29 protein-coding genes and 1 tRNA gene are annotated in these 25477 nt (G+C 69.7%); 20 read left to right on the top strand and 10 right to left on the bottom strand.

The features are described from left to right. Positions 1–60 precede the first annotated feature (60 nt). Positions 61–708 carry a methyl-accepting chemotaxis protein gene (locus HBH26_RS20975; RefSeq protein WP_168132972.1) on the top strand — a complete coding sequence of 216 codons (648 nt, stop codon included), beginning with the start codon at positions 61–63 and terminating at the stop codon, positions 706–708. A 13-nt stretch (positions 709–721) separates the two neighbouring features. On the opposite strand, the gene HBH26_RS02455 is transcribed toward HBH26_RS20975, so the two are convergent. From HBH26_RS02455 to HBH26_RS02430, 6 genes are all read right to left on the bottom strand, one after another. After that, the gene (locus HBH26_RS02455) at positions 722–1618 is read right to left on the bottom strand and encodes an acyl-CoA thioesterase (RefSeq protein WP_168132971.1); all 897 of its coding nucleotides are present in this window, start codon (positions 1616–1618) and stop codon (positions 722–724) included. Positions 1619–1763: 145 nt separating this feature from the next. Further along, positions 1764–2891: an acyl-CoA dehydrogenase family protein gene (locus tag HBH26_RS02450; protein ID WP_168132970.1), complete on the bottom strand. Its 1128-nt coding sequence runs from the start codon at positions 2889–2891 to the stop codon at positions 1764–1766. Between the two features lie 143 nt (positions 2892–3034). Beyond that, positions 3035–4219 carry an acyl-CoA dehydrogenase family protein gene (locus HBH26_RS02445; protein WP_168132969.1) on the bottom strand — a complete coding sequence of 395 codons (1185 nt, stop codon included), beginning with the start codon at positions 4217–4219 and terminating at the stop codon, positions 3035–3037. Positions 4220–4281: 62 nt separating this feature from the next. Next, positions 4282–5619 carry an amidase family protein gene (locus HBH26_RS02440; RefSeq protein ID WP_209308260.1) on the bottom strand — a complete coding sequence of 446 codons (1338 nt, stop codon included), beginning with the start codon at positions 5617–5619 and terminating at the stop codon, positions 4282–4284. Between the two features lie 118 nt (positions 5620–5737). Beyond that, positions 5738–7768, bottom strand: a complete 2031-nt coding sequence (locus HBH26_RS02435) for a 3-hydroxyacyl-CoA dehydrogenase NAD-binding domain-containing protein (protein WP_168132968.1) — start codon at positions 7766–7768, stop codon at positions 5738–5740. A gap of 100 nt (positions 7769–7868) precedes the next feature. Then, positions 7869–9089, bottom strand: coding sequence for a serine hydrolase domain-containing protein (locus HBH26_RS02430; RefSeq protein WP_168132967.1), 1221 nt, complete (start codon positions 9087–9089; stop codon positions 7869–7871). A 166-nt stretch (positions 9090–9255) separates the two neighbouring features. On the opposite strand from HBH26_RS02430, the gene HBH26_RS02425 reads away from it, so the two are divergent. From HBH26_RS02425 to HBH26_RS02400, 6 genes are all read left to right on the top strand, one after another. Further along, a complete protein-coding gene (locus tag HBH26_RS02425; protein WP_168133074.1) occupies positions 9256–10965 on the top strand; it encodes a class I adenylate-forming enzyme family protein in 1710 nt (569 codons plus the stop codon). Positions 10966–11047: 82 nt separating this feature from the next. Beyond that, entirely contained in the window at positions 11048–11734 is a 687-nt protein-coding gene (locus HBH26_RS02420) for a Crp/Fnr family transcriptional regulator (RefSeq protein WP_239024504.1), read from the top strand. A 41-nt stretch (positions 11735–11775) separates the two neighbouring features. Next, positions 11776–13002, top strand: a complete 1227-nt coding sequence (locus HBH26_RS02415) for an AI-2E family transporter (RefSeq protein WP_168132965.1) — start codon at positions 11776–11778, stop codon at positions 13000–13002. A 23-nt stretch (positions 13003–13025) separates the two neighbouring features. Next, positions 13026–13102, top strand: a tRNA-Asp gene (locus HBH26_RS02410). A gap of 72 nt (positions 13103–13174) precedes the next feature. Beyond that, positions 13175–13699 (top strand): hypothetical protein, encoded by a 525-nt coding sequence (locus tag HBH26_RS02405; RefSeq protein ID WP_168132964.1) that lies wholly within the window; start codon positions 13175–13177, stop codon positions 13697–13699. 13 nt (positions 13700–13712) lie between these two features. After that, complete coding sequence (locus HBH26_RS02400) at positions 13713–14195, top strand: DUF421 domain-containing protein (protein ID WP_168132963.1); 483 nt, start codon at positions 13713–13715, stop codon at positions 14193–14195. On the opposite strand, the gene HBH26_RS02395 is transcribed toward HBH26_RS02400, so the two are convergent. The 4 genes from HBH26_RS02395 to HBH26_RS02380 form a co-directional block, all read right to left on the bottom strand. Beyond that, positions 14196–14414 carry a DUF2842 domain-containing protein gene (locus HBH26_RS02395; RefSeq protein WP_209308259.1) on the bottom strand — a complete coding sequence of 73 codons (219 nt, stop codon included), beginning with the start codon at positions 14412–14414 and terminating at the stop codon, positions 14196–14198. It lies immediately after the preceding gene. After that, positions 14399–14929: a 5-formyltetrahydrofolate cyclo-ligase gene (locus tag HBH26_RS02390; protein ID WP_168132962.1), complete on the bottom strand. Its 531-nt coding sequence runs from the start codon at positions 14927–14929 to the stop codon at positions 14399–14401. The genes HBH26_RS02395 and HBH26_RS02390 overlap by 16 nt, the downstream gene beginning before the upstream one ends. Positions 14930–15110: 181 nt before the next feature. Further along, positions 15111–15416, bottom strand: coding sequence for a cell division protein ZapA (locus HBH26_RS02385; RefSeq protein ID WP_168132961.1), 306 nt, complete (start codon positions 15414–15416; stop codon positions 15111–15113). Position 15417: 1 nt separating this feature from the next. Further along, positions 15418–15597: a hypothetical protein gene (locus HBH26_RS02380; protein ID WP_168132960.1), complete on the bottom strand. Its 180-nt coding sequence runs from the start codon at positions 15595–15597 to the stop codon at positions 15418–15420. A gap of 129 nt (positions 15598–15726) precedes the next feature. Here HBH26_RS02380 and gap point away from each other — a divergent pair, with 129 nt between their 5' ends. The 13 genes from gap (at position 15727) to HBH26_RS02315 (ending at position 25427) form a co-directional block, all read left to right on the top strand. Further along, a complete protein-coding gene (gene gap / locus HBH26_RS02375) occupies positions 15727–16728 on the top strand; it encodes a type I glyceraldehyde-3-phosphate dehydrogenase (protein WP_168132959.1) in 1002 nt (333 codons plus the stop codon). A gap of 87 nt (positions 16729–16815) precedes the next feature. Further along, positions 16816–17352 carry an MOSC domain-containing protein gene (locus HBH26_RS02370; RefSeq protein ID WP_420824968.1) on the top strand — a complete coding sequence of 179 codons (537 nt, stop codon included), beginning with the start codon at positions 16816–16818 and terminating at the stop codon, positions 17350–17352. Continuing rightward, the gene (locus HBH26_RS02365; protein WP_168132958.1) at positions 17277–18467 is read left to right on the top strand and encodes a phosphoglycerate kinase; all 1191 of its coding nucleotides are present in this window, start codon (positions 17277–17279) and stop codon (positions 18465–18467) included. Before HBH26_RS02370 ends, HBH26_RS02365 begins: the two co-directional genes overlap by 76 nt. Positions 18468–18508: 41 nt before the next feature. Beyond that, positions 18509–18793 (top strand): Clp protease/crotonase-like domain-containing protein, encoded by a 285-nt coding sequence (locus HBH26_RS02360; RefSeq protein ID WP_168132957.1) that lies wholly within the window; start codon positions 18509–18511, stop codon positions 18791–18793. After that, the gene (locus HBH26_RS02355) at positions 18790–19116 is read left to right on the top strand and encodes a type II toxin-antitoxin system PemK/MazF family toxin (protein ID WP_168132956.1); all 327 of its coding nucleotides are present in this window, start codon (positions 18790–18792) and stop codon (positions 19114–19116) included. Before HBH26_RS02360 ends, HBH26_RS02355 begins: the two co-directional genes overlap by 4 nt. Before the next feature lie 25 nt (positions 19117–19141). After that, positions 19142–20047: a fructose bisphosphate aldolase gene (locus tag HBH26_RS02350; protein WP_168132955.1), complete on the top strand. Its 906-nt coding sequence runs from the start codon at positions 19142–19144 to the stop codon at positions 20045–20047. A 17-nt stretch (positions 20048–20064) separates the two neighbouring features. Continuing rightward, a complete protein-coding gene (locus tag HBH26_RS02345; RefSeq protein ID WP_168132954.1) occupies positions 20065–20751 on the top strand; it encodes an O-methyltransferase in 687 nt (228 codons plus the stop codon). 39 nt (positions 20752–20790) lie between these two features. Then, complete coding sequence (locus HBH26_RS02340; RefSeq protein ID WP_168132953.1) at positions 20791–21291, top strand: hypothetical protein; 501 nt, start codon at positions 20791–20793, stop codon at positions 21289–21291. A 113-nt stretch (positions 21292–21404) separates the two neighbouring features. Further along, positions 21405–22097: a thiamine phosphate synthase gene (gene thiE / locus HBH26_RS02335; protein ID WP_168132952.1), complete on the top strand. Its 693-nt coding sequence runs from the start codon at positions 21405–21407 to the stop codon at positions 22095–22097. A 59-nt stretch (positions 22098–22156) separates the two neighbouring features. Next, entirely contained in the window at positions 22157–23164 is a 1008-nt protein-coding gene (locus HBH26_RS02330; protein ID WP_338057214.1) for a L,D-transpeptidase family protein, read from the top strand. A 1-nt stretch (position 23165) separates the two neighbouring features. Further along, positions 23166–23762 (top strand): M23 family metallopeptidase, encoded by a 597-nt coding sequence (locus HBH26_RS02325; RefSeq protein WP_338057213.1) that lies wholly within the window; start codon positions 23166–23168, stop codon positions 23760–23762. 58 nt (positions 23763–23820) lie between these two features. Further along, positions 23821–24384 carry an elongation factor P gene (efp, locus tag HBH26_RS02320; protein WP_168132951.1) on the top strand — a complete coding sequence of 188 codons (564 nt, stop codon included), beginning with the start codon at positions 23821–23823 and terminating at the stop codon, positions 24382–24384. Positions 24385–24614: 230 nt separating this feature from the next. Continuing rightward, positions 24615–25427: an inositol monophosphatase family protein gene (locus tag HBH26_RS02315; protein ID WP_168132950.1), complete on the top strand. Its 813-nt coding sequence runs from the start codon at positions 24615–24617 to the stop codon at positions 25425–25427. Positions 25428–25477 lie beyond the last annotated feature (50 nt).

Below are 25477 nucleotides of genomic sequence, written 5' to 3'. Positions count from 1 at the left end.
TACTAGCGACGTGACAAGCGTCGCTGGGCTATGCGCCGCCTACTGACTCTGAGGTAAGTGATGCGCGACGGGCCCCTGTGGACAGCGATCGAGCGATCGCAGCTGGTGGTGGAGCTGGAGCCGACGGGGCTGGTACGCTGGGCGAACGACCAGTTCCTCGTCTCGATGGGGTACCACCTGCCCGAGGTGGTCGGGCGTCACCACGCGATGTTCTGCCCGCCGGAGCTGGCGCATTCGGCGGAGTATCGGCTGTTCTGGGATGATCTGGTGGCCGGGCGCCATCGTGCCGGCCGCTTCCGGCGACTCACCGTGGACGGTCGCGACATCTGGTTGCAGGCCACCTACACGCCGCTGGTCGGGCCGCAGGGCACGATCGACGGCATCCTGAAGTTCGCCACCGACGTTACCGACGAGGTGCGGCTCTCTCGCGAGGTGGCGAGCCGGCTGGAGGAGAGCCAGCGCTATCGTGCGCAGGCGGAGGAGGGGCAGGCGGACCGCCAGGCGCTGATCGACCGGCTGGGCACGGTGGTCGACGCGATCGCGAGCATCGCGTCGCAGACGAACCTGCTGGCGCTCAACGCCTCCGTCGAGGCGGCTCGGGCCGGCGCCGCGGGTAAGGGCTTCGCCGTGGTGGCGAACGAAGTGAAGAAGCTGGCGGAGAGCACGCGCGCCGCCACTGCCAACGCGCGGCGCATGATCGAGGGCTGACGGACGCCGCGCGTCAGGCGCCGCCATCGCGCGGCTTGCGCATCCGGATCAGTCCTTCCTGCGCCACGCTGGCGACCAGCCGCCCGTCCTGCGTGAAGATGCGCCCGCGGTTCATGCCGCGCGCGTGGCCCGCCCACGGGCTGTCGGTGACGTAGAGCAGCCACTCGTCGGCGCGGAACGGCTCGTGCAGCCACACCGCATGGTCCAGGCTGGCGCTCTGGAACCCCGGTGTGGTCCAGTTCACGCCATGCGGCAGCATGCAGGTGCCCAGCAGCGCCATGTCGCTGGCGTAGGAAAGGATTGCGCGGTGCATCGCGGCGTCGTCGCCGATGGCGGCGCAGACGCGAAACCAGCTGTGCTGCACCGGATCGGTCGGCGTGGGGTTGAACCATTTGCGCGGGTAGACCGGGCGGATCTCGATCGGGCGGGGGCGCGTCACCATGGCGCGCTGCTTCTCGGGCAGGTTGGCCGCGTCCTTCGCGCGCAGTTCGGCCTCGGTCGGCAGCGTTTCCGGCGCGGGCACGTCGGGCATCGCGTCCTGGTGGTGGTAGCCGTCCTCGGGCACCTGGAAGGACGCGGCCATGTTCAGGATCGGCTGGCCGCGCTGCATCGCGATGACGCGACGGGTGGCGAAGCTGCGCCCTTCGAAGTCGCGCACGACGCGGAAGATGATGGGGAAGTTCTCGTCGCCGGCGCGCATGAAATAGGCGTGGAGCGAGTGGGCGATCTTCGGCTCGTCGACGGAGCGCTGCGCTGCCTGAAGCGCCTGCGCGATCACCTGCCCGCCGAACACGCGACCGACGCCGCCCTTCGAGCGGCGGCCGCGATAGAGATCGGTGTCCAGCTCCTCGACGTCGAGCAGGTCGACGAGGTCGGCGGCGAGGTCGGCGGGGCTAGGGGCGTCGGTCATCATTTCCTCCCCGGCACGGGGAGGGGGACCGCCGGCCGAAAGCCGGTGGTGGAGGGGGATCGCCGCATACGATCCGCCTGCCGCATCCCCCCTCCACCATGCTGCGCATGGTCCCCCTCCCCGTGCCGGGGAGGATAGGGAATCGTCAATAGCCCGCGGCCTTCGCCAGCAGGTCGGCGTGGAAATTCGCGTCGCCGAACATCTCCGCCAGCACCCGCCCGCGCTTCATGTAGAAGCCGATGTCGTATTCGTCCGTCATGCCGATGCCGCCGTGCATCTGCACGCCTTCCTGTACCGCCAGCGTGGTGGCGAGTCCGGTCATCGCCTTCGCGACCGACACCGCCTGGTCCGCGCGCTCGTCGCCGGCATCCAGCAGCTGCTGCGCCTTCAGCACCGCGGCGCGCGCCACCTCCATCTCGCTGTAGAGGTGCGCGGCGCGGTGCTGGAGCGCCTGGAAGCTGCCGATCAGCGTGCCGAACTGCTTGCGCTCCTTCAGGTAGCCGACCGTCATGTCCATCGCGCCGCCGCCGACGCCCAGCATCTCCGCCGCGGCGCCGGTGCGGCCCGCGCGCAGCAGGCGGTTCAGCGGGTCGCGCCCCGCGTCCACGTCGCCGATCACCGCGTCGGCATCCACCTCCACCCCGTCCAGCGCGATCCGCGCGGCGAGGCTGGAGTCGGCGAGCCGCTCGGGCGTGGCGGTCAGGCCGGCGGCGTCCTTCGGCACCGCGAACAGCGTGACGCCCTCCTCGTCGTCCGCGCTGCCCGCGGTGCGCGCGGCGACGATCAGCAGGTCGGCGACGTGGCCGTGGGTCACGAACTGCTTCTTGCCGGTCAGGCGGAAGCCGTTGCCGGCGCGCTCCGCCGTCATGCTCACGGACGGGCGGTGCTTCGCCCCCTCGTCGATCGCCAGCGCGGCGACGGTGTCGCCCGCGAGGATGCCGGGAAACCACCGCTCCGCCTGCGCGCTGCCCTTCAGCGCCTCGACCGCCGCGACCGCGGTGGAGAGGAACGGGGAGGGCGACAGGTTGCGCCCGATCTCCTCCAGCACCACGCCCGCCTCGACGTGGCCCAGGCCCAGCCCGCCGGCGTTCTCGCCGATCAGGATGCCGGTGAACCCCATCTCCGCGAACTGCTTCCACAGGTCGCGGGAGAAGCCGGTGGCGTCGTTGGCGTCGCGCAGGGACCGCATGTGCGAGGGCGGGGCGTGCTCGGCGACGAAATCCCTGGCGGTGTCGCGCAGCATCGTCTGTTCGTCGTTCAGGTACAGGGGCATCTTATACTCCGGTCAGGAGAAGGTCCGTTCGTCCCGAGGAGCCGCCGAGCGAAGTCGAAGCGGCGTCTCGAAGGACGGTGGCGAGTGGTTCGAGACGGGGCTTCGACGTTGCTCGGCCCCTCCTCACCACGAACGGGGATGGGTCAGGACGGCAGCTCGAGGATCCGCTTGGCGATGATGTTCAGCTGCACCTCGCTGGTGCCGCCCTCGATCGAATTCGCCTTGGTGCGCAGCCACGCGCGCGCCTCGCGTCCGCCGTTGCTGGCCTCGCTCTCCCATTCCAGCTCGTCCGATCCGCCGGCGGCCATCACCAGCTCGTAGCGCGCCTTGTTCAGCTCGGTGCCGTAATATTTCATCATGCTGGGCTGCGCGGGGTGGGCGCGACCGGCCTTCAGCTCGTCGATGAAGCGCTCGCTCTGCGCCGCGAACGCCTTCGCGCGCACCTCGAACAGCGCGATCTGCGCGCGCAGCAGCGGGTCGGCGAGCTTGCCGTCGTGGTCGACCCCGATCGTCGCCAGCGCGCCGACGACCAGCGGGTTTTTGCCCCCCGTGCCGCCCAGCCCCATGCCGGAGATCATCTCGCGCTCGTGCCCGAGCAGGTATTTCGCGACGTCCCAGCCCTTGTTCAGCTCGCCGACGAGGTTCTCCTTGGGTACCTTCACATTGTCGAAGAAGGTCTCGCAGAAGGGCGAATAGCCGCTGATGAGCAGGATCGGCTTGGTCGACACGCCGGGCGTCGCCATGTCGAACAGCACGAAGCTGATGCCGTTGTGCTTGTTCGTCCGGTCGGTGCGGACGAGGCAGAAGATCCAGTCCGCCTTGTCGGCGTAGCTGGTCCACACCTTCTGCCCGTTGACGAGGAAATGATCGCCCTTGTCCTCCGCGCTGGTGGCCAGGCTGGCGAGGTCGGAGCCGGCGTTGGGTTCGGAATAGCCCTGGCACCAGCGGATCTCGCCACGCGCGATCTTGGGCAGGTGCTCCAGCTTCTGCTCCTCGCTGCCGTATTTCAGCAACGCCGGCCCGAGCATCGAGATGCCGAACGAGTTCAGCGGGTTGCGCGCGCGGATGCGCGCCATCTCCTCGCGCAACACCTTCGTCTCCGCGGCAGACAGTCCGCCGCCGCCGTACTCCTTGGGCCAGTCGGGCACGGTCCAGCCGCGCGAGGCCATGGCGTCCATCCACTGCTTCTGCGCGGGTGTCATGTAGCTCTGGTCGCGCCCGCCCCACACGGTGTCCTTCTCCGTGCGGACGGGTTCGCGCATCTCCAGCGGGCAATTCGCTTCCAGCCAGGCGCGGGTCTCGGTGCGGAAGGTATCGAGGTCGGTCATGTCATCCTACTCCGTCACCCCGGCGAAAGCTGGGGTCTCGTGGTGGAAGGGGCTGGTCGTTGTCACTGCGTCACCCCGGCTTTCACCGGGATGACGAGCGCGTGCGCCACCTTCGCGGCGGCGATCGCGGTGCGGTCGGCGTAGAGGTCGGCGATCACCTGCACGCCGATCGGCAGCCCGTCGGCGTCGTGCCCGATCGGCACGCTGGTGGCGGGCAGCATCGGGAAGGTGGCGAGACCGGGAAAGGCGAACTGGTGGAAGAAGGTGGTCCGCTCGCCGTCGATGTCGAGCCCTCGCGTCTGCAACGGTTCGTCGTCGTGCGGGAAGGCGGTCATGCCCACGGCGGGCGCGACCACCACGTCGTAGCGGGCGAACAGCCGCCGCCATTGCCGCTGGATGCGTGCCTGCTCGTCGTGGAGGTGCCACCAGCTCTCCAGCGTCGGCGGCTCCTGCCCCGGCTGCGACGGCGCACGGCGCGACAGCGCGATGTTGAGCATCCGCCAATAGCCCTCGTGGTGGCGTTCGAGATCGGGCAACAGGTCGCTGGTCGTGTCGATCTCGGCGCCGGCGGCCTGCCACCGGCGGCCCAGCGTCTCCAGCGCGTCGACGATGGCGCGCTGCACCTTTGCCATGGGATGCCCGGCCAGCAACAGGACCCGCCAGCGCCCTTCGACGTGACGGCGCGGCGGGGCGAGCGGGTGGTCCGCCACCACCTGCAGCGCGGCGTCGAGATCGTCGGCGTCGCGCGCCATCGGGCCGATCACGGACAGGACGGTGCGCGCGCTGTCGGTGCCGGGGAAGTAATGCCCCTCGGTCGGCAGCACGCCCCAGGTCGGCTTGTGGCCGAACACGCCGTTGAACGCCGCGGGCACGCGGATCGAGCCACCGATGTCCGAACCATATTCCAGCGGGACCATCCCCGCGCCCAGCGCCACGGCGGAGCCGCCGGACGACCCGCCGGCGACGCGGCGTTGGTCGATCGCGTTGTTCGTCCGACCGTAGACCGGGTTGTTCGATTGCAGGTCGGCGAGGGCAGGGGGCACGTTTGTCTTGCCCAGCAGCACGACACCCGCGGCCTTCAGCCGCCGCACCGCCTCCGCATCCGCCTGCGCGACGAAGTCCTTGTGCTCGGCGAACCCGAACGTCGTCGGCAGGCCGGCGACGTCGTAGCTTTCCTTGATCGTCATCGGCACGCCGAGCAGCGGCGCGTCGAAGCCGTCCGCGATCCGTGCGTCCAGTTCCCGCGCGGCGGTGCGGGCGCGGTCGAAATCACGCACCACGACCGCGTTGAGCGCGCCGTCGCGTTCCTCGATGCGAGCGATGGCGGCCTCGGTCTCGTCGAGCGCGGTCGTCTCGCCGGCCCGGACCGCGGCGGCGGTGGCGAGGGCGGTGCGTTCCATTATCGGCAGGACTCGTCATGCCGGGATTGTCCCGGCATCCACCGTGCCGTGAAAGTATCGGCCGGAGAGTAAGCAGCCCAATGGACCCCGGGACAGTTCCGGGGTGACGACATCCCCCTCACAGCTTCCCTCCGCTCTCCGCGGCCGCCTTCAGGCTCTCCGCCACCTTGAACCCGTGCTTCTCCAGCCCGGCGACCACCTTGGGCAGCCCCTCGGTCTGTGCCCAGAACATCGGGCCACCGCGGTAGACCGGCCAGCCGTAGCCGTAGATCCACACCACGTCGATGTCGCTCGCCCGTTGCGCCTTGCCCTCTTCGAGGATCAGCGCGCCCTCGTTGACCATCGGGTAGAGCGTGCGCTCCACGATCTCCTCGTCGGTGATCTCGCGCTTGGGCAGATTGGAGCGGCTGCGGAAGTCCTCGATGATCTCCGCCACCCGCGGGCTCGGCGTCGGATTGCGCTTCTCGTCATAGTCGTAGAAGCCGGCGTTCTTCTTCTGGCCCCACCGGCCCTCGGCGGCGAGCGCATCGCGGATGCTCTCGATGCGCGTCGGATCGCGGTGCCAGCCGATGTCGACCCCGGCAAGGTCGCTCATCTGGAACGGCCCCATCGGCATCCCGAACTCCACGTGGACGCGGTCGATCTGCTCGGGCGTGGCGCCCTCCATCAGCAGCTTGTTCGCCTCGATCTGCCGCGGGCTGAGCATCCGGTTGCCGATGAAGCCGTGGCACACGCCCGCGACGACGGCGACCTTCCGGATCTTCTTCGCCAACGCCATGACGGTCGCCAGCACGTCGCCCGCGGTCTTCTCACCGCGCACCACCTCCAGCAGCTTCATGACGTTGGCGGGGGAGAAGAAGTGCATGCCCACCACGTCCTCGGGCCGCTTCGTCACCGCGGCGATCTCGTCGACGTTCAGGTAGCTGGTGTTGCTGGCCAGGATCGCGCCCGGCCTGGCGATCGCGTCCAGCTTCGTGAACAGTTCCTTCTTCACGTCCATGTTCTCGTAGACGGCCTCGATGATGAGGTCGCAGTCGGCGAGGTCGTCGAGGCTCAGCGTCGGCGTCAGCAGCGCCATCGCCTTCTCCGGCGCGTCGGGCTTGATGCGGCCCTTGGCGGCGCTCGCCTCGTAGTTCTTGCGCACCACGCCGGTGCCGCGGTCGAGCGCCTCCTGCTGCATTTCCACGATCGTCACCGGGATGCCGGCGGACAGGAAGTTCATGCTGATGCCGCCGCCCATCGTGCCCGCGCCGATCACGCCGACCTTGTTGACGGGGCGCAGCGGCGTCTTGGGATCGACGTCGTCGATCTTCGCCGCCTGCCGCTCGGCGAAGAAGATGTGGCGCTGCGCCGCGGACTGCGTGCCCGTCATCAGCTTCATGAACTGCTCGCGCTCGAACTTCATGCCCTCGTCGAACGGCTTCTCGCTTGCCGCAACGACGCAGGCGATGTTCGCGGCGGGCGCGTCGAAGCCGCGCATCTTGCGGCCGTGCGCCTTCCTGAACGCTTCCACCGCCTCGGGATCGGGATCGACCGTCTTGTCGCGCACGCGCGGGATCGGGCGCTTCCCGGCGATCTCCTTGGCGAAGGCGATCGCATCGGCCTCCAGCGATCCCTCGCCCACCACCTTGTCGACCAGGCCGACCTCGGCCGCCTTCTTCGCCGGGATCGGATCGCCGATCGCGACCATCTCCAGCGCCGCCTTCACGCCGACGATGCGCGGCAGCCGCTGCGTGCCGCCCGCGCCGGGCAGCAGGCCCAGCTTCACCTCCGGCAGGCCCATCACGGCGGAGGGCACCGCGACGCGGTAATGGCAGGCGAGCGCCACTTCGCATCCGCCGCCCAGCGCGGTGCCGTGGATCGCGGCGACGATGGGCTTGTCGCTGGCGTCCATCATGTCGATCACCTCGTGCAGGCTCGCGCCCTTGGGCGGCTTGCCGAACTCGGTGATGTCCGCACCGGCGAAGAAGGTCCGGCCGTCGCAGCGGATCACCATCGCCTTGATCGAGGCGTCGGCGACGCCTTCCTTCACGCCCGCCTCCAGCCCGTCGCGCACCGCCGCGCCCAGCGCGTTCACCGGCGGCGAATCGGAGATGATGACGAGGATCTCGCCGTGGCGCTCGGTGCGGATGGGGGAGGGGGCGGTCATCGTTCGTCTCCGTCTTCGTGCTCCTGCGAATGCAGGAGCCCAGGGTCGCCAGCGCGGCGTTCGTGGCTGCGGGCTCCTGCGTCCGCAGGAGCACCAGCGATCAGGTCAGCGCCGCGTAGATCATCGTCTTCAGCTCGCGGCGGATGGGATAGGTCATCGACGGCGACAGCTGCGTCATGAACACCATGCTGACGCGCTCCACGGGATCCACGAAGAAGGCGGTCGAGAACATGCCGCCCCAGTAATATTCGCCCGCGCTGCCCGGCATCATCGACCGCGCCGGATCGATCGTGACCGCGAAGCCCAGCCCGAAGCCGGTACCGGCGTTCTGCGTCTCGCTGAACAGCGACTTCGACATCTGCGACAGGTCGGCGCCGCCGGGCAGGTGGTTCTGCACCATCAGCTCGATCGTCTTGCGCCCGAGGATCCGCGCGCCGTCCAGCTCGCCGCCGTTCAGGCACATCCGGCAGAAGCGGTGATAGTCGAGCGCGGTGGAGACGAGCCCGCCGCCACCCGACACCAGCTTGGGCATCCGCGACCACGCGCTCTCCGCACCGCGATCGTACATCACGCGACCTTTTCCGGGGAGCAAGGTGTAGCAGTCGGCCAGCCGGTCGATCTTATTGGCGGGCACGGCGAAGAAGGTGTCGTCCATTTTCAGCGGCGCGAAGATGCGGTCGTGCAGGAAGCGGTCGAGCGGCTGGCCCGACACGCGCTGCACCACCGCCCCCAGCACGTCGGTGGCGACGGAGTAGTTCCACTGCGAGCCGGGGTCGAACTCCACCGGCAGCTTGCCCAGCTCGGCGACGAAGCCGTCGAGGTCGTAGCCGCCGTGCCAGTTCTCCAGCTTCAGCTCGCGATGGGCGGCGTCGATGTTGCTGCGGTTCTGGAAGCTGTAGGTGAAGCCCGCGGTATGACGCAGCAGGTCGACCATGCGGATCGGCTCGGTCGTGGGGCGCGTGGCGAACGGCACGCCCGCGCCGCCGCCGGCATAGACGCCGGCGCCCTTGAACTCCGGCAGCACGTGGTGGAGCGGGGTGTCGAGCGCGACCTTCGCCTCCTCCAGCAGGATCATGAACGCGACCGACGTGATCGGCTTCGTCATCGAGGCGATGCGGAACAGCGTGCCCTCGTCGACCGGCGCGGCGCCCTCGCGCGCGGACCCTTGCGAGGAGAAGTGCACCACCTCGCCGTCGCGCGCGACCAGCAGCTGCGCGTGCGGCAGGCGACCCGAGTCGAGGTAGCGGTCCTTCACGAAGGCGTCGATCGCGGCCAGGCGGGCGCCGTCGAAGCCGTGCTTGCCGGGCGTCGCGATCTTCATAGCTCTCCATACCCCCGCTTCGAATTATTCCCGTTCCTATCGCTTGAGCGTGGTCGAAATCAACTCTACTCTCACGTCCAACCGAACCCGATGTTCGGATGACAGAGGCGAGAGGACCATTGTGGCCGACGAACCGTTGATCGCGCTCGACCCCTCCTGGCCGGCGATGTCGATGGCCGACGCGACCGCGCTGCTGACCGCGCCGGGCGCGAAGTTCGAGATGGAGACCGTCACCATCCGCGGCGTGCCGACCCGCGTGTGGAAGAACGCGCCGGAGAGCCTGCGCGTGCTGGCGCAGGCGGCGCGCGCGCACGGGCCGCGGATCATGACGATCCACGAGGACGAGCGCGTCAGCTACGAGGCCAATTACCGCGCCGTCGCGGCGTTGGCGCACTGGCTGGCGGGGCAGGGCATCGCGAAGGGCGACCGCGTCGCCATGGCGATGCGCAACCTGCCCGAGTTTCCCGCCCTGCTGTTCGCCGTCGCGTCGATCGGCGCGATCGCGGTGCCGCTGAACGCGTGGTGGACCGGAGACGAGCTCGCCTTCGGCCTCTCCGATTCGGGCGCGCGCATTTTGTTCGCGGACGACGAGCGGCACCAGCGGCTGGCGTCCTGCTATGCCGACCTGCCGGGGCTGGAGCAGGTGGTGGTCACGCGCGCCGCCGCGCCGCTGGACGGGGCGGTGCGGCTGGAGGACCTGATCGGCACCCCGCACGACTGGCCCGCGCTTCCCGACCGCGCGCTGCCCGACCGCGCGCTGCCCGACACGCGGGTCGCGGCGGACGATCCGGTCACGATCTTCTACACCAGCGGCACCACGGGGCGGCCCAAGGGTGCATTGGGCACGCACCGCAACATGATGACCAACATCATGACGTCGGGCTTCGTCGGCGCGCGCACGTACCTGCGTCGCGGCGCGCCCGTTCCCGATCCCGCGCCCCGCGTGATGCTGACGGTGGTGCCGCTGTTCCACGTCACCGCCTGTTCCGCCGGGCTGATGGGCGCGATCGCCGGCGGATCGACCTCGATCTACATGCGCAAATGGGACGCGCTGCGCGCGATGGAGATCATCGAGCGCGAGAAGGTGAACGTGACGGGCGGGGTGCCGACCGTCGCCTGGCAGCTGCTGGAGCATCCCGACCGCGGGCGGTACGATCTCTCCAGCCTCGAATCGATCGCCTACGGCGGCGCGCCCTCCGCGCCCGAGCTGGTGAAGCGCATCTACGAGGAGTTCGGCGCGCTGCCCGGCAACGGCTGGGGCATGACGGAGACGATGGCCACGGTCACGTCCAACGCGGCGGAGGATTATCTCGCACGGCCGAAGAGCGCGGGCCCGGCGGCGGCGGTGGCGGACCTGAAGATCACCGACGAGGACGGGCACGAGCTTGCCGTGGGCGAGATCGGCGAGCTGTGGGCGCGCGGGCCGATGGTCGTCACCGGATACTGGAACCGGCCGGAGGCGACCGCGGAGACTTTCGTCGACGGGTGGGTGCGGACCGGCGACCTGGGGTGCCTGGACGAGGACGGCTTCGTCTATATTCTCGACCGCGCCAAGGACATGATCATCCGCGGCGGCGAGAACATCTACTCGACCGAGGTGGAGAACGTGCTCTACGCCCACCCCGCCGTCACCGACTGCGCGCTGATCGGCCTGCCGCACCGGACGCTGGGCGAGGAACCGGCAGCGGTGGTGCACCTATCACCCGGCAGCCACGCGACGGAGGCGGAGCTGCAGGCGTGGGTGCGCGAGCGGCTGGCGGTGTTCAAGACGCCGGTGGCGATCCGCTTCGTATCGGAAACGCTGCCGCGCAACGCCAACGGCAAGATCCTGAAACGTGAATTGAGGTCATTGTTCGAAGACCGCGTCGCAGCGTAGAAGCCTGTCGTTACAGCGAAGAAACAGGCGAGAAGCGATGCGGGTGACGGAAGACTTCCTGCGGGGCCGCGGACGCGCGGCCATGAGCGAGCAGGAGAAGGACGTGCTGGAAGCGGCGGTGGACCGCGTGCAGACGCTGCCGGCGCGTACCATCCTGTCGCACCGGGGGGATCGCGTCAGCTATTCCACGCTGCTGCTGGACGGTGTGATGTGCCGTTACATGGACGCGCGCGACGGCTTCCGGCAATTGGTGGCGATCCAGCTGCCGGGCGACTTCGTTGACCTGCACGGCTATCCGCTCATGCGGCTGGACCACGACGTCGCGACGCTGACCGAGGCGCGGATCGCCACGTTTCCGCACGATCGGTTGACCGAGATCCTCGAAGAGCATCCGCACCTGGCGCGGTTGCTATGGCGCTCGACGCTGCTCGACGCGGCGCTGCATCGCGAGTGGATCTTCCGCCTCGGCCGGCTCGACGCGGTGGGGCGCATCGCCCACGTGCTGCTGGAGACGCAGGCGCGGCTGGCGGCGGTGGGACGCGTCAGCGACGGCCGGTTCGCGCTGCCGCTGACGCAGCAGGACCTGGGCGAGGCGTGTGGGCTCACCGCGGTGCACGTGAACCGCACGCTGCGGCGGCTGCGCGAGGAAGGACTGGCGGAGATGACGCGCGGGGAGGTGCGGATCATGGACGCCACCCGGCTGGCCCGCGTGGCGGAGTTCGATCCCGACTATCTCTACCTCGAGGGTGGGCCGTGGCAGGAGGCGTGACGGCGATGGCGGGACCGCGCGATCGTCGCTAACGTCGCGCCATGGCCGATCGTCCCCCCGCCGCCGACGCCTTCCTCGCCGAGAGCGTCACCGAACCGGAAGGGGACGATCCGCGCGTCGCGCTCCGGCGCGACCGGCTGCTCGCGGCGCTGACGCTGACGGCGGGCGCGGCCTTCTGCCTCGGCCTTCCCTTCGCGCTGAAGGCCGGGGCGGAATTCTTCATGCCGACGACGATCGCTCTGGTCGTCAGCCTGGCGCTGATCCCGGTACTGGAATGGCTGGAGCGGCGGCGCGTGCCGTCGGCGCTGGCGGCGCTGATCTGCGTCATCCTGTTCCTCGTCATCGCCAACGTCGCGCTGGCCGCGATCGTCGTGCCCGCGACCGACTTCTTCCGCCTGCTGCCCTCGCGCATCGGGCGCATCCAGGCCAATCTGGCGCCGCTGCTGGACCTGTATTCCAGCCTGGAGCGCTACGCCAACCGCGCGCTGCGGCAGATCGCGGACACGCCGGTGCGCCCGTCGCCCACCGCGGCGGTCGCCCCGCCCTCGTCGATCGTGCAACTGGCCGCCACCAGCGCGCCGGCGGTGATCGTGCAGACCTTCTACGCCATTCTCGTCGCCTTCTTCTTCCTGTCCGGGTGGAGCCGGATGCGGCAGCGGATGATCACCACGCGGTCCAGCTTCGGCGGCGCGATGGCGACGGCGCGCGTGCTGCAGGACATGGTCGACGACGTGTCGTCGTACCTGGGCACCATCACGCTCATCAACATGGCCCTGGGCCTCATCGTCGCGCTGGCGGTCCACGCGCTGGGGATGCCGTTCCCGCTGATGTGGGGCGGGATCGTCGCGCTGCTGAACTACATTCCCTATTTCGGCCCGGTGGTCGCCGCGCTGCTGCTGGCCGTCGGCGGGCTGATGACCTTCTCCGACGTGTGGACCGCGCTGGCGCCGCCCGCGATCATGTACGGTGCGCACCTGATCGAGGCAAACGTGGTGACGCCGCTGATCGTCGGCCACCGGCTGACCATCAACCCGGTCATGATCCTCGTTTCGATCAGCTTCTGGGGGTGGGTGTGGGGCACCGTGGGCGCGCTGCTGGCGGTGCCGATCCTCATCATCGTGCAGATCGTGATGGCCGCCGCGGGAAGGCCCGACGTGGCGGGCTTCCTGTTCGAACACGGCACGCTGACGCGCGAGGGGAAGGGCGGGTTCGCCGAGCGCAACGATGCGGGAAATAACCCCGTTGACAGGGTAGCGCCGCCCGCCTAGTTGGCGCGCCTCACGCTTCTCAAGCGGGTGTAGCTCAGTTGGTTAGAGCGCCGGCCTGTCACGCCGGAGGTCGCGGGTTCGAGCCCCGTCACTCGCGCCATCCCCTCGCAGGGATTGCGTGCAACCCCTTTTACGATCGATCGTTTCGCCCCGGTAACGGGAGCGTGTGGCGATGGCATCCGCCTATCCGGACGGAACGAGCGAGCGGCTGGCGAACCACCGGGCGCTGCTCCACCGCCACGCCAATCCCTTCTCCTTCGTCGTGCTGGGCGCGATCCTTCTGCTGGCGGCGACGGGTCTGCTCGGCGGCGGACGCTCGCCCGTGGAGCGGGTGGAGGCGCCGGGCGCGACGATGACGGTGAAACTGCCGCGCACGCTGCGCTCCGGCCTGTTCTTCGAGACCGAGGTGACGGTGGCGGCGAAGGCGGACATCGCCGACGCGGTGATCGCGATCTCGCCGTCGCTGTGGCAGGACCAGACGATCAATTCGCAGATCCCCTCGGCGGAGAGCGAGGAGTTCAAGGATGGCGTCTTCCGCTTCCATTATGGGCCGCTGAAGGCGGGCGAGACGCTGCACGCGAAGTTCGACGGGCAGATCAACCCGCCACTGACCTGGGGCACCGCCGGCGCGGTGATCGTGCTGGACGGCGAGCGCGAGATCGCGCGGGTGCCGCTGTCGATCCGGGTGCTGCCGTGATGGGTCCTTACTGATGGATGTCGTGCTGCGCGCGACGGCGATGTTTTTCATCCTGTTCCTGCTCGTGCGGCTGCTGGGCAAGCGCGAGCTGGGACAGATGACGCCGTTCGAGGTGGTCGTGCTGGTCGTCATGGGCGACCTGATCCAGCAGGGCATCACGCACAACGATTTCAGTCTGACCGGCGCCACGCTGGCGATCGTCACCTTCGCCTTCTGGGGACTGGTGCTCGGCTGGCTCGTCTATCTCTTCCCGCGCCTGAAGGGGGCGCTGGAGGGGGAGCCGCGCGTCATCGTCCGCCACGGCGAGCTGCTGGAGGCGAACCTGCGGCGCGACCGCATGACCCGCGGCGAGGTGGAATCGGAGATGCGGCTCGCCGGCATTGCGCGCATGGCCGACGTCGACTGGGCGATCCTGGAGCCGTCGGGCAAGATCAGCTTCATCAAGCGCGACGGCGGGGGCGAGAGCCGTCAGCGGAACGAGACTTCGCCGACGTAATCAGCGCCAGCGCCCGGTCTCCATCCAGCGCAGCAGCGGCTTCAGCGGCGCGATCCACACGATTCCGGCGACGACGTAGAAGGCGAGCTGCGCCAGCCCGTGCCACCCGCCCACCGTGGCGGACAGCGACGCAATGGCCACGCACCAGACGAGGATAAGCGCCAGGATCGCCAGCATCCCCACGGGCTTGCGCCAGTCGGGCGTCACGGCACGATCCATTCGCGATCGGTCGCGATGGCGTGGAGGGGGACGTCCCACGGGTCGGGCGCGAGCTGATCGGTTTCCTGCACGGCCAGCGCGATACCGATCCGGTGGGCATCGGGAAAGGCCGCGAAGGCGCGGTCGTAATGGCCCGCGCCCTGGCCCAGCCGGTTGCCCTGCCGGTCGAAGCCGACCAGCGGCGTCAGCACGACGTCCGGCGCGACCGCGGCGTGGTGAGCGGGCGGCTGGCGCAGGCCGAACGGCCCCTCGGTCAGCACCGCGCCCGCGTCCCACGCCAGAAACGCGAGCGGCGTGGCGCGATCCACCACGTGCGGCAGCGCGAGCGTGCAGCCCGCGGCGCGCGCGGCCCGCTCCAGCGCGGCGGGATCGGCCTCGCCGCCCACGGGAACGTAGCTGGCGACGACCAGTGCGGGGGAGAGGAGGGCGACGAACGGCGGCCATGCCGGGATCGCGCCCGAGGCGGCGCGGCGGCGCGCGCGCAGCGTAGCGCGGAGGGAATCCTTGTCCGTCATGATGGGGGCGGGGTGGCGGGACCGCCGTGGCCGTTTGCCGGAAAATCCGCCGACGCCCAAGACGTCAGGTGGGGATCGTGTACGTCGGACCAGGATCCGGGCAGGGACAACCCCCTTGGATGATGAATAGCCTCGGGGATGTATCGAGGCTCGTACCGGGCAGTGCCCGCCGCCAACCGATCTAGGCGCTCGCGCCCTCTTCCTCAAGGTCCGAGGCGAGAGTTTCCAGCCGCGTCGCCAGGGCGTCGAGCAGGCGGCTCTCCGGCGTTTCCGGCGGCGGCGCCTCGCGTGCCTCGATCAGCGCGTCGGCGATCATCAGCGCGGTCAGCAGCATGGCGCGCTGCCCGCCCGCGCCGCCCGACGCCGCGCGCCCCTTGTCCCAGAACTCGTCGACGATCGCGCCGGCCTGTTCCAGCCGCGCCTCGCCGCCGTCGCGGCAGGCCAGGTCGTGGACGCTGTCGCCGATGCGCAGGGTGACGACGGCCATCTCAGGCGTCCCCGCCTTCGCGCTCGATCACGCGGTCCAACGCCGCCACCGCCTCGCTCATGCGCGACTTCAGCGTGGCGTGGCGGCGGGCGAGGTCGGTGCTGCGGTCGCGATGCCCCGCCACCGCGCGCTCCAGGCGCGTGATCGCGGAGTCGAGCCGGTCGAGGGCGGGATTGTCCATGTCCCGGCCCGATACGTCTCGCCGGGGCCGACGACAAGTCCGCCCGGCTCGACGCGGGCACGGTTGACGGGCGCGCCCGGGCCTGCGCAAAGACCCGCGGAATCGACCAACGGGGGTGAGGAGCGACGCATGACCAAGGTAGCGATCAACGGCTTCGGACGGATCGGGCGGCTCGTCGCGCGCGCGCTGCTGGAGCGCGGCAGCGAGCTGGAGCTGGTCGCGATCAACGACCTGGCCGATGCCAAGTCGAACGCCTGGCTGTTCAGCCGCGACAGCGTCCACGGCAAGTACGCCGGCACCGTCGCCGCCGAGGGCCAGGACCTGGTGATCGACGGCAAGCGCATCCGCGTGACCGCCGAGCGCGATCCGGCGAACCTGCCCCACAGGGAGCTGGGCGTCGACATCGTGCTCGAGTGCACCGGCTTCTTCACCGATCGCGAGAGCGCGCAAAAGCACATCGATGCGGGCGCGAAGAAGGTCCTCATCTCCGCCCCGGCCAAGGGCGTCGACATCACCGTCGTGTACGGCGTGAACGACGACAGGCTGGAGGCGGGGCACACGATCGTGTCCAACGCGTCGTGCACCACCAACTGCCTCGCTCCGGTAGCCAAGGTGCTGAACGACGCGATCGGCATCGAGCGCGGGCTGATGACGACGATCCACGCCTATACCAACGACCAGAAGATCCTCGATCAGATTCATCCCGACCTGCGCCGCGCCCGCGCCGCGGCGATGAGCATGATCCCGACGACCACCGGCGCCGCGCGCGCGGTGGGCGAGGTGCTGCCCGAACTGAAGGGCAAGCTGGACGGCAGCGCGGTGCGCGTGCCCGTGCCGGACGGCAGCCTGGTCGACCTCACCTTCACGCCCAAGCGCGACACGACGAAGGACGAGGTCAACGCGCTGCTGAAGGCCGCCGCCGAAGGGCCGATGAAGGGCGTGCTGGAATATTCGGAGGAGCCGCTGGTCTCGATCGACATCGTCCACACACCGTTCTCCTCCACGGTGGACGGGCTGGAGACCGCCGTGATCGACGGCAAGCTGGTGCGCGTCGTCACCTGGTACGACAACGAGTGGGGCTTCTCCAACCGCATGGTCGACACCGCCACGGCGATGGCGAAGCTGGGCTAGTCCCATGCGCACACGCCCGTTCGTGCTGAGCGAAGTCGAAGCCCGTGCGTTGCGCGTGCCCTTCGACGTTGCCCCGGATGAACGGGTGTGAGCGGTTTCGGCGTCCTCCTCGGCATCGCCCGACACGCGCGGCCGAAGGCGCCGATGGAGCTGCTCGACCACGCGCTGGTGACGCTTGAGGGCGGCGTCCAGGGCGATTTTCGCGGCGCGATGCGAGGCAAGCCGTACAAGCGGCAGGTGACGCTGATCGAGCGTGGCGACTGGGAGGCGGCGACCGCGGAGGTCGGCCACGCCCTGCCGTGGCAGGAGCGGCGCGCGAACCTGCTGGTCGACGGCGTCGACCTGCCGCAGGTGAGGGGCGCGCTCGTGTTCATCGGCGCCGAGGTGGTGCTGGAGATCACGCGCGAGGCCGATCCGTGCGAGCGGATGGAGGCGCTGGCCCCGGGGTTGAAGGCGGCGCTGCTGCCCGACTGGCGCGGCGGCGCCTGCGCGATGGTGATCGCGGGTGGCCGGATCGCCGCCGGTGATGAGATCAGGATCGAGGAAGCATGGCCAAGTCATTCCGAACGCTCGATGATATCGGTGACGTCCGCGGTAGGCGCGTCCTCGTCCGCGAGGACCTGAACGTCCCCTTCGCCGATGGGAAGGTGACGGACGACACCCGCCTGCGCGCCACGGTGCCGACCGTGGCGGAGCTCTCCGACAAGGGCGCGATCGTCCTCGTCCTCGCGCATTTCGGCCGCCCCAAGGGCGTCCCCTCGCCCGAGTTCAGCCTGGCGCAGGTGGTGAAGCCCTACGAGGCGGTGCTCGGCCGCCCGGTCCGCTACGTCGACTGGGAGGGGGATGCCGCCGCGGTGGCGACGCTCCGGCCGGGCGACATCGCCGTGCTGGAGAACACGCGCTTCTTCGGCGGCGAGGAGAAGAATGACGCCGCCGTCGTCGATCGCTTCGCCGCGCTGGGCGACCTCTACGTCAACGACGCCTTCTCCGCCGCGCACCGCGCACACGCCTCGACCGAGGGGCTGGCGCACCGGCTGCCCGCCTTCGCCGGCCGTGCGATGGAGGCGGAGCTGGACGCGCTGGAGAAGGCGCTCGGCCGGCCCGAGCATCCCGTCGCCGCCGTGGTAGGCGGCGCGAAGGTGTCGACCAAGCTCGCCGTGCTGAAGCATCTGGTGGGCAGGGTCGACCACCTCATCATCGGCGGCGGCATGGCCAACACCTTCCTGGCCGCGCGCGGCGTCGACGTGGGCAAGTCCCTGTGCGAGCACGACCTGACCGGCACGGCGGAGGAGATCCTCGACGCCGCCGATGCCGCCGGCTGCACCGTCCACCTGCCCTACGACGTGGTGGTCGCCCGCGAATTCCGCGCCAACCCGCCGGTGCGCACGGTCAACGTGCACGAGGTCGCGGCGGACGAGATGATCCTGGACGTCGGCCCCGCCGCGGTCGAGGCGCTGGGCGACGTGCTGAAGAATTGCCGTACGCTCGTGTGGAACGGTCCGCTCGGCGCGTTCGAGACCGCGCCGTTCGACACCGCCACCGTCGCGCTGGCGAAGACCGCGGCGGCGCTGACCAAGGACGGCAGCCTCGTCTCCGTCGCGGGCGGCGGCGACACGGTGGCGGCGCTGAATCACGCGGGCGTCGCCGACGACTTCACCTTCGTGTCGACCGCGGGCGGGGCGTTCCTGGAGTGGATGGAAGGACGCGAGCTGCCCGGCGTGGCGGCGTTGACGCAGTGAGGGCTGGCGCCTACGTTCAACATGTTGAACGAGGTGTCGCGATGCTGGGTATCCGCCTGGACGAGAAGGCCGAGCAGCGGCTGGAGCGTTATGCTCGGGAGATCGGGCGACCCAAGAGCGTGGTGGCGCGCGACTGGATCATCGATCGTCTGGATCGCGAGGACGTCGACGAGCAGATCCGGCGCGCCGCGGAGGTTCACGCGTCCCGCCTGACCGAAGCGGAGCGGCGTGCGGCGATCGCGTCGAGCGAAGCGTTTTCGGCGTGGCTCGACGCCGAGGACGGCGGATACGACTGGGGACCGGACGGTCCCCCGCCGACGCGATGAAGCGGGGCGACCTGATCCTCGTCCGCGAGCCGAATACGCCTGCCGGCAAGCCGCGTCCCTACGTCGTGGTTCAGCGCGACAGCGCGCTCACGGCGCCTGATCGCGTCACAGGATGTCCGCTGACCTCGCATCTGCGCGGTATCGAGGGGCAGCGGCCCTTCGTCGCGCCGACCGACCAGAACGGCCTGCGCCTACCGAGCGAAGTGCAGACCGACCTGATCTACACGCATCCGATCGAGCGGATCGGCGGCGTCATCGGGTCGCTCGATCCCGCGACCATGCGCGCCGTCGACCAGGCGTTGCGTCGCTGGCTCGCCTTGTAATCAGAGAATCGAGAGGGGAACGATCATGAACACCGCCGACATGACGAAGAAGATCGCCGCGGGCCGCGGCTTCATCGCCGCGCTGGACCAGTCCGGCGGCTCCACGCCCAAGGCACTGAAGGGCTACGGCATCGAGGACGGCGCCTGGTCGAGCGACGAGGAGATGTTCGCGCTGATCCACCAGATGCGCAGCCGCATCATCACCTCGGACGCCTTCACCGGCGACAAGGTGATCGGCGCGATCCTGTTCGAGCGCACGATGGACGGCGAAGCCGGCGGCAAGCCGGTGCCGCAGGCGCTGGCCGACAAGGGCGTGGTCCCCTTCCTGAAGATCGACAAGGGGCTGGAGGACGAGGCGAACGGCGTGCAGCTGATGAAGCCGATGCCGGGCCTGGGCGCGCTGCTCGACCGCGCGCGAGGGCTGGGCGTGTTCGGCACCAAGGAGCGCTCGGTCATCAATCTCGCCAACAGGGAGGGCATCGCCGCGGTGGTGACGCAGCAGTTCGACGTCGCGCGGGAGGTGCTGGCGCACGGGCTGGTGCCGATCATCGAGCCCGAGGTGAACATCAAGAGCGCGGAACGGGCCGAGGCGGACGCGATCCTGCTCGACGAACTGACCAAGGCGCTGGACGCGATGACCGGTGACGACAAGGTCATGCTGAAGCTGTCGCTGCCGGCCAGGGCCGACCTGTTCCTGCCGCTGGTCGAGCATCCGCGCGTGCTGCGCGTCGTCGCGCTGTCGGGCGGGTTCAGCCGCACCGAGGCGTGTGCGGAGCTGGCGAAGAACACGGGCGTGATCGCCAGCTTCAGCCGCGCGCTGCTGTCCGATCTTCGTGCGCAGATGGACGACGCGCAATTCGACGCGGCGCTGGGCGAGGCGATCGACGAGATCTACGCCGCCTCCACGGCCAAGGCACCCGTCGCGGCCTGAAACGGTCGCGGCCCGAGATGATCCAAGGCGTCGACACGCCCGATCCGCGCTGGGCGCAGGTGGACGGCTATGCCGCCGCCCACCTGCTCCCCGGCGATCCGGCGCTGGCCGACGCGCTGGCGGCGAACGCGGCGGCGGGCCTGCCCGCGATCGACGTGTCGCCGCTGCAAGGGCGGATGCTCCACCTCCTCGCGCGCATGGCCGGGGCGCGGCGGGTGCTGGAGGTGGGCACGCTCGGCGGCTATTCCACCATCGAGCTGGCGCGCACGGTGGGAGAGGGCGGCGAACTGGTCTCGCTGGAGCTCGATTCCGGCCACGCCGCCGTCGCGCGCGCCAACCTCGATCGCGCGGGCCTCGCCGATCGCGTCCGCGTAATCGCGGGCGACGCGGCGGAGACGCTCGCCGCGCTGGAAGGGCCGTTCGATTTCGTCTTCATCGACGCCGACAAACAGGGGAACGTCACCTACCTGCGCCACGCGCTGCGCCTGTCACGACCGGGAACGACCATCGTCGTCGACAATGTGGTGCGCGAGGGCGGGGTGCTCGACCCCCAGAGCGACGATCCGCGTATCGTCGGCACCCGCGCGCTGTACGAGGCGGTGGCGGCCGAGCCGCGCCTCTCCGCCACGGTCGTGCAGACGGTGGGCGAAAAGGGGTGGGACGGGTTCCTGCTGGCGGTGGTGGAAGAGGATGCGGCAGGGTGACGGTGCAACCGGCATGGGCGGAAATGCGGAGCCGATAGAATGATCGTCTGGTTGCTGGCGTTGGCAAGTCCGCCGCTGCAGGTTTACAACCTCAGGGAGGATCGTCCGCTTTCGAACGATGCCTTCTACGTCCAAGGACGCTTTTGCGAGGGTGTCGACTGCACGAAGGCGGCTCGCTTTAGCGGTTCCCGATTGATTTGGGACGTGCCGCGTTCCACTGCGGCATGGCACAAGCTTCCTCGTCTCCAAACGTCATGGCGCGTGTCGTTGCTATGCGATCGATCCGGCGATCGTATCATCAAGTGTCGTGAGCGCCCCTATCATCAAGTTTCGGACCAGAGCAGCGATATCGCCCAACGGATCGTCGGACAGGCAAGGCTCGACGTTGAGCGATCATCGAAGGCTCGTAAAGGACAGCACGTGAGCCTTACGATCGTCTACGACGTTGCCGGTTGCCCTCCATGGCGTTGTATCATCGAGCATTTGCCGCCGCTTCCACCTCCCCCTTCGTCGGAGTCGAAGGTTGATCGGCGAAGCTGATCCGGACGCGACGGGACCCATCAGTCCGATGGCCAATGCAACGCTTGTCGGTGAGACCTCGGTGGAGTTCTCGCCGCTTCTCTTAGCGCTGCTCCGGCCGTAGACGCACAGGCATGACCGACGAAGACGACGACATCCTCGGCCCGCTCGATCCCGAGTTCGGCGCCCGTTTCCAGCGCGACGTGTCCCGGCCGCCGTGCCAGCTCTACCTCGTCTCGCCGCTGGACGTCGGCGGCGGCTTTCCCGACCGGCTCGCCCGCGCGTTGGACGCGGGGCCGGTGGCGGCGTTCCAGTATCGGGTGAAGGGCATGGACCAGCACCAGGCGGCGCGACTGGCCGAGCCGTTGCAGCGTCTGTGCGCCGATCGCGAGGTCGCCTTCATCGTCAACGACAGCGTCGCGCTGGCGAAGCGGCTGGGCGCGGACGGCGTGCATCTGGGCCAGGACGACGGCGACCCGCGCGAGGCGCGACAGCTGCTCGGCCCGGCGGTGCAGATCGGCGTCACCTGCCACGACAGCCGCCATCTGGCGATGGAGGCGGGGGAGGCGGGCGCCGATTATGTGGCGTTCGGCGCCTTCTTCCCGACAACGACCAAGGAGGTGCGCCACCGGCCCGACCCCTCGATCCTCGGCTGGTGGTCCGCGCTGTTCGAGCTGCCCTCGGTCGCGATCGGCGGCATCACGCCCGACAATGCCGCGCCGCTGGTGGCGGCGGGGGCGGACTTCCTTGCGGTGTCGGGTGCGGTGTGGAACGGCGACGAGCGCGCGGCGGTGGCGGCGTTCGCCGGGGTGCTGTCGACCCGATAGGGAGCCGCACGGCAGCGGGCGCGTTGTTCCGGCACCGAAAAGAACGAGGTGCCCCAACCGTGCTGCGTAAACCCTACCTCCTCGCCGCCGCCGCGCTCGGCGCGTCGGTCGTCGTGCCCGCCCTCGCCCAGGCGCCCGCCGCGACCCCCGCGATCGACCGCTCGACCCTCCACGTGCAGGTGATCCTCGACAAGCTGGGCTTCGGCCCCGGCGTGCTCGACGGGCGCGGCGGACAGTCGCTGGTCAACGCGCTGAAGGGCTTTCAGGAGTCGCGCGGACTGACGGTGACGGGGAAGGCCGATCCGGCCACCCTGCGCGCCCTCTATCCCTATCGCGCCGCGCGGCCGACCGTGGAGGTGACGCTCGACCGCGGCAGCTTCACCGGTCCGTTCGTCAATCCCATGCCGAAGGACTATGCGGAGCAGGCGAAGCTGCCCGGCATGGCGTACAGCCGCCCGCTGGAGAAGATCGCCGAGCGCTACCACACCACGCCCGCGGTGCTCGCCACGCTGAACCCCGGCGTCACGACGATCCGCCCGGGCACGAGGATCGTCGCGCCCAACTCGCTGCCCTCCTCGCGCGATTATCCCGCGGACGCGACGCCGGCCTGGCGCGCCACGCTGGCCGGGCTGAACGTGGAGGCGCGGGTGCCGAAGGCGGCGACGATCACGGTCGACAAGTCGGACGGCATCCTGCGCGTGCTGGACGCGGGCGGGAAGGTGATCGCGCAATATACCGCCACCATCGGCTCGGCGCGAGACCCGCTGCCGATCGGCAACTGGAAGGTGCTGCACGTCTCGCCCAATCCCGACTGGAAGATGAACCCCGCGATCCTGAAGGGCGTGAGCGACGACAAGAAGGCGCAGATCATTCCGCCCGGGCCCAACAACCCCGTCGGCGTGGTGTGGATCGACCTGTCGAAGGAGCATTACGGCATCCACGGCACGCCGAATCCGGAACTGATCGGCCGGGCCGAGAGCAACGGCTGCGTCCGGCTGACCAACTGGGATGCGGCGCGGGTGGCGCTGATGGTGAAGTCCGGCACGCCGGTCATCTTCCGAGCGTAACGTGACGCGGCTGGGCTGGGGCATCCTCTGCGCGATCGTGCTGGCGGCGGCGCTGTTCGCCTCCATGCTCTCGTTCGGGCCGGGTAATGGCGCGTCCGTGCGCGCGGCGCGGGTCGCTCCGGCGGTGCCCGCGCCCGCGGCGATGACCCAGGTCGGCCGCCTGCCGGTGCCGGTCGCGGGCGTGCGGGCGGCGCAGCTCACCGACACCTGGGGCCAGTCGCGCGCGGGCGGCGCGCGCGCGCACGAGGCGATCGACATCATGGCGCCGCGTGGCACGCCCGTGCTCGCGGCGGCGCCAGGCCGGGTGGAGAAGCTGTTCCTCAGTCGCGACGGCGGCAACACCGTCTACGTGCGCAGCACGGATGGCCGTCTGGTGTTCTACTACGCGCATCTCGACACCTACCGCCCCGGCCTGGCGGAAGGGCAGGCGGTGCGCCGCGGCGACCTGCTCGGAACGGTAGGGTCGACCGGGAACGCCAGCCCCGAGGCGCCGCACCTCCACTTCTCCGTCAAGCGGATGGCGCAGGGCGAGGGGTGGTCCGCCGGAGTCCCGCTCAATCCCTATCCGCTGCTTGTCGAACCCGCCGGGCGGCGCTAGATCGCGCGCCATCGGCGCCCCCGCGCGCCCGGCTCTTTCCAACAGGTTCGAGGAACCCATGAAGATCAGCGGCGTGGACATCCGTCCCGGCAACATCATCGAGTATGAGGGCGGCATCTGGCGCGCCGTGAAGATCCAGCACACGCAACCCGGCAAGGGCGGCGCGTACATGCAGGTGGAGCTGAAGAACCTGCGCGACGGGCGCAAGAACAACGTCCGCTTCCGCTCGGCCGAGACGGTGGAGCGCGTGCGGCTCGACACCAAGGACTTCCAGTTCCTGTTCGCCGAGGGCGACGGCCTCGTCTTCATGGACAAGGACACCTACGACCAGGTGACGCTGCCGCGCGACCTGCTCGGCGACGCCGCCGCCTTCCTGCAGGACGGCATGGACGTGGTGATGGAGCTGTACGAGGACGAGGCGATCAGCGTCCAGCTGCCCGATACCGTGGAGGCGACGATCGTCGAGGCCGACGCGGTGGTGAAGGGGCAGACCGCCTCGTCCAGCTACAAGCCCGCCGTGCTCGACAACGGCGTCCGCGTGATGGTGCCGCCGCACATCGCCAGCGGCACGCGGATCGTGGTCGACGTGTACGAGGGGACGTATGTGCGGCGCGCGGATTGAGGCCGAGCGGACGAGTCAGATAGCGTAGCTATCTGTCCGATCCGCCGGTCCGGCCAGCGCGCGCAGCGCGACTGACGACGCGGGCTTTGCTCGCGGCGGGTCGTTGATTGACGCTCGACCTGTCAAAGGCGGGCGAATGAACTACAGGTCGTCCGAACGGCCGTTGCGCCGGCGACGACTGCCCCTCTCCCCGGCCCTCTTCCCGATGGGGAGAGGGAGAAGGATTTACCATGCCCGCCCATTCCGGCCTCATCACCGTCATCGACCGCGCCGCGCGCAAGGCCGCGCCGCGGCTGCGCCGCGACTTCAACGAGGTCCAGCACCTCCAGGTCAGTCGCAAGGGCCCGGCCGATTTCGTCAGCCAGGCCGACCAGCGCGCCGAGCAGACGCTGTTCGAGGAGCTGTCGAAGGCGCGTCCCGACTGGGGCTTCCTGATGGAGGAGCGGGGCGAGATCGCGGGCGATCCGGCCAAGCCGCGCTTCATCATCGATCCGCTCGACGGGACCAGCAACTTCCTGCACGGCATCCCGCATTTCGCCATCTCGATCGCGGTGGAGGAGCCGCTGCCGTCGGGCAAGCGCGAGGTCACCACGGCGCTGGTCTACCAGCCGTTGACCGACGAGAGCTTCTGGGCGGAGAAGGGCCGCGGCGCGTGGCTGACCGATCAGCGGCTGCGCGTGTCCGCACGACGCGAGCCGAGCGAGGCGCTGGTGGCGACGGGCATTCCGTTCCTCGGCCATGGCGATTTCGTCACCTGGTCGCGCATCTTCGGCGCGGTGGCGCCGCAGGTCGCGGGCATCCGCCGGCTGGGCGCCGCCGCGCTCGACCTCGCCTGGGTCGCGGCGGGACGCTTCGACGCCTATTGGGAAAGCGACCTGAAGCCGTGGGACTACGCCGCCGGCGTGCTGCTGGTGAAGGAGGCGGGCGGCTTCGTCACCGACTATCGCGGCGGCGAGCGCTACGCCGACCGCAACGAATTCCTCGCCGCCAACGACGGGCTGCATTCCAAGCTCCACAAGATGGTCGCCGGCGCGCTCAGGTAGGATCCTCCCCGTGCCGGGGAGGTTGTCACCTGCGAGTCATTCTCACGGCC

It is taken from the genome of Sphingomonas corticis (genome assembly GCF_012035195.1).
Classification (GTDB): domain Bacteria; phylum Pseudomonadota; class Alphaproteobacteria; order Sphingomonadales; family Sphingomonadaceae; genus Sphingomonas; species Sphingomonas corticis.
This window is presented reverse-complemented; position numbering and strand designations above follow the sequence as displayed.

Coding starts and splice junctions, on each gene's coding strand:
- HBH26_RS20975 (WP_168132972.1), top strand. CDS start 61: ATGCGCGACGGGCCCCTGTGGACAGCGATCGAGCGATCGCAGCTGGTG.
- HBH26_RS02455 (WP_168132971.1), bottom strand. CDS start 1,618: ATGACCGACGCCCCTAGCCCCGCCGACCTCGCCGCCGACCTCGTCGAC.
- HBH26_RS02450 (WP_168132970.1), bottom strand. CDS start 2,891: ATGCCCCTGTACCTGAACGACGAACAGACGATGCTGCGCGACACCGCC.
- HBH26_RS02445 (WP_168132969.1), bottom strand. CDS start 4,219: ATGACCGACCTCGATACCTTCCGCACCGAGACCCGCGCCTGGCTGGAA.
- HBH26_RS02440 (WP_209308260.1), bottom strand. CDS start 5,619: ATGGAACGCACCGCCCTCGCCACCGCCGCCGCGGTCCGGGCCGGCGAG.
- HBH26_RS02435 (WP_168132968.1), bottom strand. CDS start 7,768: ATGACCGCCCCCTCCCCCATCCGCACCGAGCGCCACGGCGAGATCCTC.
- HBH26_RS02430 (WP_168132967.1), bottom strand. CDS start 9,089: ATGAAGATCGCGACGCCCGGCAAGCACGGCTTCGACGGCGCCCGCCTG.
- HBH26_RS02425 (WP_168133074.1), top strand. CDS start 9,256: ATGTCGATGGCCGACGCGACCGCGCTGCTGACCGCGCCGGGCGCGAAG.
- HBH26_RS02420 (WP_239024504.1), top strand. CDS start 11,048: ATGAGCGAGCAGGAGAAGGACGTGCTGGAAGCGGCGGTGGACCGCGTG.
- HBH26_RS02415 (WP_168132965.1), top strand. CDS start 11,776: ATGGCCGATCGTCCCCCCGCCGCCGACGCCTTCCTCGCCGAGAGCGTC.
- HBH26_RS02405 (WP_168132964.1), top strand. CDS start 13,175: ATGGCATCCGCCTATCCGGACGGAACGAGCGAGCGGCTGGCGAACCAC.
- HBH26_RS02400 (WP_168132963.1), top strand. CDS start 13,713: ATGGATGTCGTGCTGCGCGCGACGGCGATGTTTTTCATCCTGTTCCTG.
- HBH26_RS02395 (WP_209308259.1), bottom strand. CDS start 14,414: ATGGATCGTGCCGTGACGCCCGACTGGCGCAAGCCCGTGGGGATGCTG.
- HBH26_RS02390 (WP_168132962.1), bottom strand. CDS start 14,929: ATGACGGACAAGGATTCCCTCCGCGCTACGCTGCGCGCGCGCCGCCGC.
- HBH26_RS02385 (WP_168132961.1), bottom strand. CDS start 15,416: ATGGCCGTCGTCACCCTGCGCATCGGCGACAGCGTCCACGACCTGGCC.
- HBH26_RS02380 (WP_168132960.1), bottom strand. CDS start 15,597: ATGGACAATCCCGCCCTCGACCGGCTCGACTCCGCGATCACGCGCCTG.
- gap (WP_168132959.1), top strand. CDS start 15,727: ATGACCAAGGTAGCGATCAACGGCTTCGGACGGATCGGGCGGCTCGTC.
- HBH26_RS02365 (WP_168132958.1), top strand. CDS start 17,277: ATGGCCAAGTCATTCCGAACGCTCGATGATATCGGTGACGTCCGCGGT.
- HBH26_RS02360 (WP_168132957.1), top strand. CDS start 18,509: ATGCTGGGTATCCGCCTGGACGAGAAGGCCGAGCAGCGGCTGGAGCGT.
- HBH26_RS02355 (WP_168132956.1), top strand. CDS start 18,790: ATGAAGCGGGGCGACCTGATCCTCGTCCGCGAGCCGAATACGCCTGCC.
- HBH26_RS02350 (WP_168132955.1), top strand. CDS start 19,142: ATGAACACCGCCGACATGACGAAGAAGATCGCCGCGGGCCGCGGCTTC.
- HBH26_RS02345 (WP_168132954.1), top strand. CDS start 20,065: ATGATCCAAGGCGTCGACACGCCCGATCCGCGCTGGGCGCAGGTGGAC.
- HBH26_RS02340 (WP_168132953.1), top strand. CDS start 20,791: ATGATCGTCTGGTTGCTGGCGTTGGCAAGTCCGCCGCTGCAGGTTTAC.
- thiE (WP_168132952.1), top strand. CDS start 21,405: ATGACCGACGAAGACGACGACATCCTCGGCCCGCTCGATCCCGAGTTC.
- efp (WP_168132951.1), top strand. CDS start 23,821: ATGAAGATCAGCGGCGTGGACATCCGTCCCGGCAACATCATCGAGTAT.
- HBH26_RS02315 (WP_168132950.1), top strand. CDS start 24,615: ATGCCCGCCCATTCCGGCCTCATCACCGTCATCGACCGCGCCGCGCGC.